This is a genomic window from Streptomyces sp., from assembly GCF_036566765.1.
Classification (GTDB): domain Bacteria; phylum Actinomycetota; class Actinomycetes; order Streptomycetales; family Streptomycetaceae; genus Streptomyces.
In genome coordinates this window covers 1-7,528 of sequence record NZ_DATCVQ010000084.1, presented here as the reverse complement: position 1 = coordinate 7,528, position 7,528 = coordinate 1, and the positions used below count along the sequence as shown (strand labels likewise).

Here is a 7,528-nt window from a genome sequence, read left to right as displayed (position 1 = left end):
CGGCGCTGGCTGCCCCCGCTCGCCTCGGGCGACGCCATCGGCTGCTTCGGCCTCACCGAGCCCGGCACGGGGTCCGACGCCGGAAGCCTGGCGACCAGGGCGGTCCGCGACGGGGACGGCTACGTCGTGAACGGCACGAAGATGTTCATCACCAACGGCACCTGGGCCGACGTGGTGCTGCTCTTCGCCCGGACCGGCGACACCCCCGGCCGCAAGGGCGTCTCCGCCTTCCTCGTCCCCGCCGACGCCCCGGGCCTCACCCGCCGCGCCGTGCACGGCAAGCTCGGGCTGCGCGGCCAGGCGACCGCCGAGCTGGTCCTCGAGGACGTCCGCGTCCCCGCCGCGGCGATGCTCGGCCCCGAGGGCAAGGGCTTCGCGGTCGCGATGTCGGCCCTGGCCAAGGGGCGGATGTCGGTGGCGGCGGGGTGCGTCGGCATCGCGCAGGCCGCGCTCGACGCGGCCGTGCGGTACGCGGGGGAGCGCGAGCAGTTCGGCAAGCCCATCGCCTCGTACCAGCTCGTGCAGGAGCTGATCAGCGACATCGCGGTGGACCTGGACGCGGCCCGGCTGCTGACCTGGCGGGTCGCCGATCTGATCGACCGGGGCGAGGAGTTCGCCACCGCCGCTTCCAAGGCCAAGCTGTACGCCTCCGAGGCCGCCGTCCGCTGCGCCAACAACGCGCTCCAGGTCTTCGGCGGCTACGGCTACATCGACGAGTACCCGGTGGGGAAGCTGCTGCGCGACGCGCGCGTGATGACCCTGTACGAGGGCACCAGCCAGATCCAGAAGCTGATCATCGGCCGCGCCCTGACGGGCGTCTCCGCGTTCTGACTGAGTACCCGGCTGAGTATCCGGGCGGATGTGGCACGCGGCACATCCGCCCGATGCTGTCGGTCATGAGCGACACACAGGTCAAGCAGCAGAACACGGCCGCCTACTACATGCAGGCGGTCATCTCCTTCGGGATCGCCCTCGGCGCCGTGAGTCTCGGGATCTTCAACCTGGACGCCGACGTCTGGGTCCGTGCCTTCCTCGCCATCGCGGTCCTGTACCTCACCACCTCGGCCTTCACCCTGGCCAAGGTGGTCCGGGACCGGCAGGAGGCCGGCCAGATCGTCAGCCGCGTGGACCAGGCCCGGCTGGAGAAGCTGCTCGCCGAGCACGACCCCTTCCAGAAGCTCTGATCGCGTGCGCCGAGCCGCGTTCTCTAAGCGCTTGCTCACCTTCGATGTAGAGTGTCCGTTCAGCTGGACGGATGCCGGAAGGGGCGACGAACGATGACCGCGGCGGAGGAGACGGTCCTCGACGAGGACAAGCCCTGGGGTGAGGTCACCCCCGAGGCTGCCAGGAAGCTGCTGGTGGCCGCCGTCGAGGCGTTCGCCGAGCGCGGCTATCACGCCACCACGACGCGCGACATCGCCGGACGCGCCGGCATGAGCCCGGCGGCCCTCTACATCCACTACAAGACCAAGGAGGAGCTCCTCCACCGGATCAGCCGGATCGGCCACGACAGGGCCCTGGAGATCCTGGAGGAGGCGGCCGCCGGACCCGGCACGGCCGCCGAGCGGCTCGCCGCCGCCGTCCGCTCCTTCGTCCGCTGGCACGCCGAGCGGCACACCACCGCGCGCGTCGTCCAGTACGAGCTCGACGCCCTCGGCCCCGAGCACCGCACCGAGATCGTCGGCCTGCGGCGCAAGAGCGACGCGGCGGTGCGGCGGATCATCGAGGAGGGCGTCGCGGCGGACGAGTTCGACGTGCCCGATGTGCCCGGTGCCACCGTCGCCGTGCTGTCCCTGTGCATCGACGTGTCCCGCTGGTTCACCACGCAGGGCCGCCGTACGCCCGACGAGGTCGGCGCGCTCTACGCCGACCTCGTGCTGCGCATGGTGGGGGCTCAGAAGCAGCCGGGCGCGGGCGCTCAGAAGTAGTAGCGCGACACCGACTCGGCGACGCAGACCGGCTTGTCGCCGCCCTCGCGCTCGATCGTCACCGTCGCTGTGACCTGCACACCGCCGCCGGCCTCCGTCACGTCCGTGAGCACGGCGGAGGCGCGCAGCCGTGAGCCCACCGGCACGGGGGCGGGGAACCGGACCTTGTTCGTGCCGTAGTTGAGGCCCATCTTCATGCCCTCGACCCGCATGATCTGCGGGACGAGCGTCGGCAGCAGCGAGAGCGTGAGATAGCCGTGCGCGATGGTCCTGCCGAACGGACCGGCCGCTGCGCGCTCCGGGTCCACGTGGATCCACTGGTGGTCCCCGGTGGCCTCGGCGAAGAGGTCGATCCGCTTCTGCTCGATCTCCAGCCAGTCGCTGGAGCCCAGTTGCTCGCCCACTCCGGCGCGCAGCTCCTCGGCGGAGGTGAAGATCCTCGGCTCGGCCATGTCCCTGCTCCCTCTCACGATGGTGTCTAAGCGACTGCTTAGCATGTGGGGATGGGCGGACTCCTGTCAATGGGGTCGATGGGGGGACCAGTAGGGTTCGAGGAGTGCCGCAGATTCCAGAGAAGATCCACGAACTCACGGTCGGGCAGCTGTCCGCGCGCAGCGGGGCGGCCGTGTCCGCCCTCCACTTCTACGAGTCCAAGGGCCTGATCAGCAGCCGCCGGACCAGCGGCAACCAGCGCCGCTTCGGACGTGACGCACTGCGCCGGGTCGCCTTCGTACGCGCCGCGCAACGCGTCGGCATCCCGCTGGCCACCATCCGCGAGGCGCTCGCCGAACTGCCCGAGGAGCGCACGCCGACCCGCGAGGACTGGGCCCGGCTCTCCGAGACCTGGCGGTCCGAGCTCGACGAGCGGATCGAGCAGCTCGGCCGGCTGCGCGACCATCTGACCGACTGCATCGGCTGCGGCTGCCTGTCGCTGGAGAACTGCGTCCTCTCCAACCCGGACGACGTCGTCGGCGAGCGGATGACGGGCTCGCGGCTCATGGCGGAGCGCCGGCCCGCGACGTAGGGCGAGATGCGGACGGGGGACGTACAGCGAGATGCGGATGGGGATGCGGCGGAACGGCGGATGGGGGACCCGCCCCCCGCGCGGGTCCCCCACCGGTCTCGGCGCCGGCCTACTCGTACTCGGTGCCGCCCTTGCGGGTCAGATAGGCCGGGCTCACGGACTTGGCGATCGCCCGGCCGCCGACGACCGGGCTGTACCGGCCGGTCGTCGAGCGGATCACGACGCCCTCGCGCAGATGCAGCTCCTGCCCGGACACGGTCTCCCGGCCGCTGGTCAGCTCAAGCACCTTCGCGACGTCGTACGGGCCGCTGTACAGCCGTGGCACGAGCGGCAGTTCGCCGTCCTGAAGGACCTCGGCCGGGTCCAGCCAGACGACCCGGCCGTCGATCTCGGCGGACAGGTCGAAGACCGCGTAGCCGAGGCTGTCCTCGGCGCGGGCGTTCGCGCCGTACGCCAGGTCCTGCACCCCCGCTCCGTACACCTCGCCGAAGATCCCGACCCGGCGCGCGCCGAGCCGCTCGGCCAGCGCCGCCGCGACCGCCGGGACGCCGTGGCCGTGGACGGCCCGCCAGTACAGGTTGCGCGGGTCCTCCTTCAGGGCCAGGCCCTTCGCGCCGAAGCCCTTCGAGGAGACCTGCACCCGGCCGTCCTCGGCGGCGTACGTCACGAGGCAGGCCGTGCCGTGCAGCTTCTCGGTCACCGCCACCGGCTCACCGGGCTCGAACACGTCCGGGTACCGCTGGATGTTCTCGATGTCCGTCCAGGGGAGCAGATCGGGCGCGGCCTCCACGTCGCCGTCCATGGTCGGCGGGATCGGCGGGGCCCACTTGGTGATCCCGAGTCGCTCCGCGAAGTCCTCGCCGTCGGTCGCCGCCCGCACCAGGTCTGCCTCCGCGAGCGCGCCCGGCCGGCACACGATCCCCTGCGACAGCTCGCCCCGCAGCCGTACCGCCTTCACCCGGTCCTTCGCCTTCCCGGCGAGTCGCCCGGTCAGCCCCAGCTCCTCGATCAACGCGGCAGGGAGCACGGCCTGTTCGGGGACGTAGAGGGCGATGTCCCCCGTGCGGTACGCGCCCTTGGCCACGACGGCGCGGTAGAGGCCCACCTGGGCCAACTCCAGTGCGTCGGCGTTGGGGTGGGGATGGACGGTCAGGACTTCGGCGGTCACGCGCAGGGTGGACATGTCAGGGCTCCGGATGCTCGGGTTTGTGTGTCACGCCGGACACTGTGCCGAGTCGGAAAAGCCCTGGGCCAGGGGATTTTGCTTCTGTTAGCCTCGCGCAGAATCCCCGGGCCCGCGTCCCCCGTTGAGTCGCACCTCGATCGGTCGGTTACGTCGTCACGCGACCGTCGCCAGCCGTACGCGCCCCGTCGCCCCCGCCGCCCTCGGCGTCAGGACCGCCGCCGGCAGCGTCACCCCGCACGTCCCGCAGACCGGCTCGGGTCGCCGCTCTATCCGCGTCCCCGCGCACACCGGGCAGTGCGCGCCCGGCGCGGCGAGCAGCGCGGCGATCAGCCGGCGCAGCACCTCCGCCAGCGGCTCCGACGGATGCACCGACGGGTCGTCGCACCGCGCCACGCCGTTGCCGCCCCAGGTGCGGCGGTGCCAGTCGTCCATCGAGCCGGGCCGGCGCAGCCCGTCGTGCTTCTCGCGGCGCCGCCGCTCCGCGAACTCCTCCTCGTACGCGAGCCACACCGCCCGCGCCTCCTCCAGCTCGTCGAGCGCGGCCACCAGCCGCGTCGGATCGGGATCCCGGTCCTCGGGCCCGAACCCGTGCCTGCGGCACAGATGGGCCCAGGTCGCCCGGTGCCCGTACGGCGCGAACCGCTCCAGGCACTTGCGCAGCGAGTACCTCCGCAACGCGGGATCGCACCCCGGATCACGTACCTGTCTGGCGAGACTCCGGAAACCGGCCATCGCTCCGCCACCTCCGTCGCTGGTGCTTCGGCGTTATGAGAGGGACGAACGAGTGGCCTTTCCTGTTCCATCGAAATTCCGATGGAAGCCGTCAATGGCGCGAAAGAGACGGGCGGCAACACCCGGGAAACCCGCCTCCGTCGCAGCTCAGCGGCCGAAGCGGCCCGCCGAGAGCACCACCCGCGCCAACTCGGGGTGGCAGATGTCACTGTGCGCGCCGGACGGCGGCCCGCCGCGCCGGACCACCGACGCCGCGTCCACGTTGACGCAACCGGACCCCGGGATCCCGGAGCGCAGCGCCTCGTCCAGGGTGAGCGCCCGGGTGCCCGGCACGGCCTGGACGCCGTCGTGGCCGACCGCCCACCACCGCCGGTCGAGGCCGATCACGCGCGAGTCGTCGCCGGCCAGCCGGGACGCCAGCGGGTAGATGACGCCCAGCGCCGAGTCGTGCCGCGAGTAGCAGGCGACCATCGGGCCGTCGACACGGCGCTGCATGTCCCGCAGCGCCCCCGAGGCGTCCCGGTCGTGCGGCAGGCTCGACGCGAACGCGTAGTGCGAGAAAGCCCCCTGGAGGAGCGTCACCGACTTCACGTTGCGCACCCCGGAAGGCAGTCCGCGCAGCGCGAACGACACCAGACGGGCGCCCATGCTGTGGCCGACCAGATGGACCCGCGTCGCGGGGGCGGTCCGGGCGAGCTCGCCGAGCAGCGGCCCGAGCCCGCGCTCGCCGACGGTCCCCGCCCGGCGCTTCATCGTGTAGTACGCAGCCTGGCGCAGCGCCTCCTCGGCGCCCTTCCACAGCCGCTTCAGACCGCCGCCGAACAACTCGGCCGGCTGCTCGGCGGGCTCCCCGGCGCGCTGCTCGGCGGGCTGCTCCCCGGGCGCCGGTGACTCCCCGGGCGCCAGCGACTCCAGCGCCTGCGCGAACACCGCGTACGCCTCCAGCGGGTCCCCGACCAGGAACTCCGGCGCCCCTTCGTCCGCCGCGACGCACCCCTCCGCCCCGACGCCCGTCAACTCCCGCAGCAGCGCCGCGAATTCGGCGAACGCAGCCTCGTTCTCGGGCTTCTCCGTCACCAGCGCGGTGAGCCGGCCGACCACGGGCTCCTTGCCGGGCAGCTGCGCGGCCAGGCCCTCGAAGTCCGGGATCGGCTCGTCGGTGAACATCATCGACGGCCAGAACACCCCGGCGTACCCGACCCGTCTCCCGACGTCCACAAGCCCGGGGAACGGGGCGAAGAAGGCCGAGTACAGCCGCGCGGCCACGGACCGGGAGCTGTTCCAGCCGTGGGCGAACAGCACCAGATCCGTCGCGCCCATCCGGGTCAGCGCGTCCCGCTGACCGGCCGCGCCGTCGCCGTCCTTGTCGAACACGACCTCCAGGTACGGCTGCACACTCGTCCCGGCCATGGGCCCGTCCCTCCGCGTCGAGGATCGCTGCCCGGTCAGCATCCTGCGCGCGCGGAGGGACGGCCATACCTCCCGTCGCTATTCACTCTCAGCGGTACAGCAGGTGCTCCTCGCGGACGGACCGGAAGGCCGCCAGGTCCGCGTCCCAGGCCGCTGCCACCTCGTCCGGCGTCGCGCCCGCGTCGATCAGGGTCCGCACCCGGGTCGAACCGGTCAGCTTGTCGATCCAGTTGTCCGGCCGCCACGCGAAGCCGCTCCAGGACCGCTTGGCCGTCACGAGGAGCGCGATGCCCGTGCGCACCGGGTCGAACGCGGCCCGGTCGTGGACGTGCAGCTGCACCCCGCCGACGGTCTTCCCCTGGAACTTGGAGAACGTCGGCGTGAAGTACGCCTCGCGGAACCGGACCCCCGGCAGTTCCAGCGCGTTCGCCGCCTCCGCCCACCGCCGGTCGACGCCCTCCGCGCCGAGGAGCTCGAACGGCCGCGTGGTGCCCCGCCCCTCGGACAGGTTGGTGCCCTCGAAGAGGCACGTCCCGGAGTACACGAGCGCCGTGTCCGGCGTCGGCATGTTCGGGCTCGGCGGGACCCACGGCAGCCCGGTCGCGTCGAAGAACTCCGACCGCCGCCAGCCCGTCATCCGGACCGTCTCCAGGGCAACCGGCTTCGCCAGGAACTCCGCGTTGAACAGCCGCGCCAGCTCCGCCACCGTCATGCCGTGCGCCTGCGCGATCGGCTCGCGGCCCACGAAGGTCGCGAACGCCTTGTCCAGGACCGGGCCGAGGGCCTCCCGCCCGGTGACCGGGTTCGGCCGGTCGAGGACCACGAACCGCTTGCCCGCCAGCGCGGCCGCGACCATGCAGTCGTACATCGTCCAGATGTACGTGTAGAAGCGCGCGCCCACGTCCTGGATGTCGAAGACCACGGTGTCCACGCCCGAGGCGGTGAACACGTCCGCGAGCGGCTGACCGCTCTTCAAGTACGTGTCGTAGACCGGCAGCCCGGTCGCCGGGTCGTCGTACCGCCCCTCCGAGCCGCCGGCCTGTGCGGTGCCCCGGAAGCCGTGCTCGGGCCCGAAGACCGCGACCAGGTCCGCCCGGTCGTCGGCGTGCATCACGTCCACGATGTGCCGGGCGTCGGCGGTGATCCCGGTCGGATTGGTGACGACGCCGACCCGCTGCCCGGACAGCGCCGCGAAGCCGTCGGCGGCCAGCCGCTCGAAGCCGGTGCGCACCCGGCCGCGCCGCTCGT

At 72.4% G+C, this 7,528-nt stretch carries 9 protein-coding genes; 4 read left to right on the top strand and 5 right to left on the bottom strand.

What is annotated here, in order from left to right:
• The 3 genes from VIU94_RS04780 to VIU94_RS04770 form a co-directional block, all read left to right on the top strand.
• On the top strand, nucleotides 1-831 hold an 831-nt coding region (locus VIU94_RS04780; RefSeq protein ID WP_331907863.1), incomplete at its 5' end, for an acyl-CoA dehydrogenase family protein.
• A 65-nt stretch (nucleotides 832-896) separates the two neighbouring features.
• Entirely contained in the window at nucleotides 897-1,184 is a 288-nt protein-coding gene (locus VIU94_RS04775) for a YiaA/YiaB family inner membrane protein (RefSeq protein WP_331907861.1), read from the top strand.
• Nucleotides 1,185-1,277: 93 nt separating this feature from the next.
• Nucleotides 1,278-1,928 carry a TetR/AcrR family transcriptional regulator gene (locus VIU94_RS04770; protein ID WP_331907859.1) on the top strand — a complete coding sequence of 217 codons (651 nt, stop codon included), beginning with the start codon at nucleotides 1,278-1,280 and terminating at the stop codon, nucleotides 1,926-1,928.
• Here VIU94_RS04770 and VIU94_RS04765 read toward each other — a convergent pair.
• Nucleotides 1,919-2,380, bottom strand: coding sequence for a MaoC family dehydratase (locus VIU94_RS04765; protein ID WP_331907857.1), 462 nt, complete (start codon nucleotides 2,378-2,380; stop codon nucleotides 1,919-1,921). The genes VIU94_RS04770 and VIU94_RS04765 overlap by 10 nt on opposite strands.
• Nucleotides 2,381-2,484: 104 nt before the next feature.
• On the opposite strand from VIU94_RS04765, the gene soxR reads away from it, so the two are divergent.
• Entirely contained in the window at nucleotides 2,485-2,952 is a 468-nt protein-coding gene (gene soxR / locus VIU94_RS04760) for a redox-sensitive transcriptional activator SoxR (protein WP_331907855.1), read from the top strand.
• Nucleotides 2,953-3,061: 109 nt separating this feature from the next.
• Here soxR and VIU94_RS04755 read toward each other — a convergent pair whose 3' ends face one another.
• The 4 genes from VIU94_RS04755 to VIU94_RS04740 all read right to left on the bottom strand — a co-directional run.
• Nucleotides 3,062-4,135, bottom strand: coding sequence for an RNA ligase (ATP) (locus VIU94_RS04755; protein ID WP_331907853.1), 1,074 nt, complete (start codon nucleotides 4,133-4,135; stop codon nucleotides 3,062-3,064).
• A 156-nt stretch (nucleotides 4,136-4,291) separates the two neighbouring features.
• Nucleotides 4,292-4,870: a hypothetical protein gene (locus VIU94_RS04750; RefSeq protein ID WP_331907851.1), complete on the bottom strand. Its 579-nt coding sequence runs from the start codon at nucleotides 4,868-4,870 to the stop codon at nucleotides 4,292-4,294.
• A gap of 147 nt (nucleotides 4,871-5,017) precedes the next feature.
• Nucleotides 5,018-6,280: an alpha/beta hydrolase gene (locus VIU94_RS04745; RefSeq protein WP_331907849.1), complete on the bottom strand. Its 1,263-nt coding sequence runs from the start codon at nucleotides 6,278-6,280 to the stop codon at nucleotides 5,018-5,020.
• A gap of 88 nt (nucleotides 6,281-6,368) precedes the next feature.
• The coding region (locus tag VIU94_RS04740) for an exo-beta-N-acetylmuramidase NamZ family protein (protein ID WP_331907847.1) at nucleotides 6,369-7,528 on the bottom strand (1,160 nt) is incomplete at its 5' end.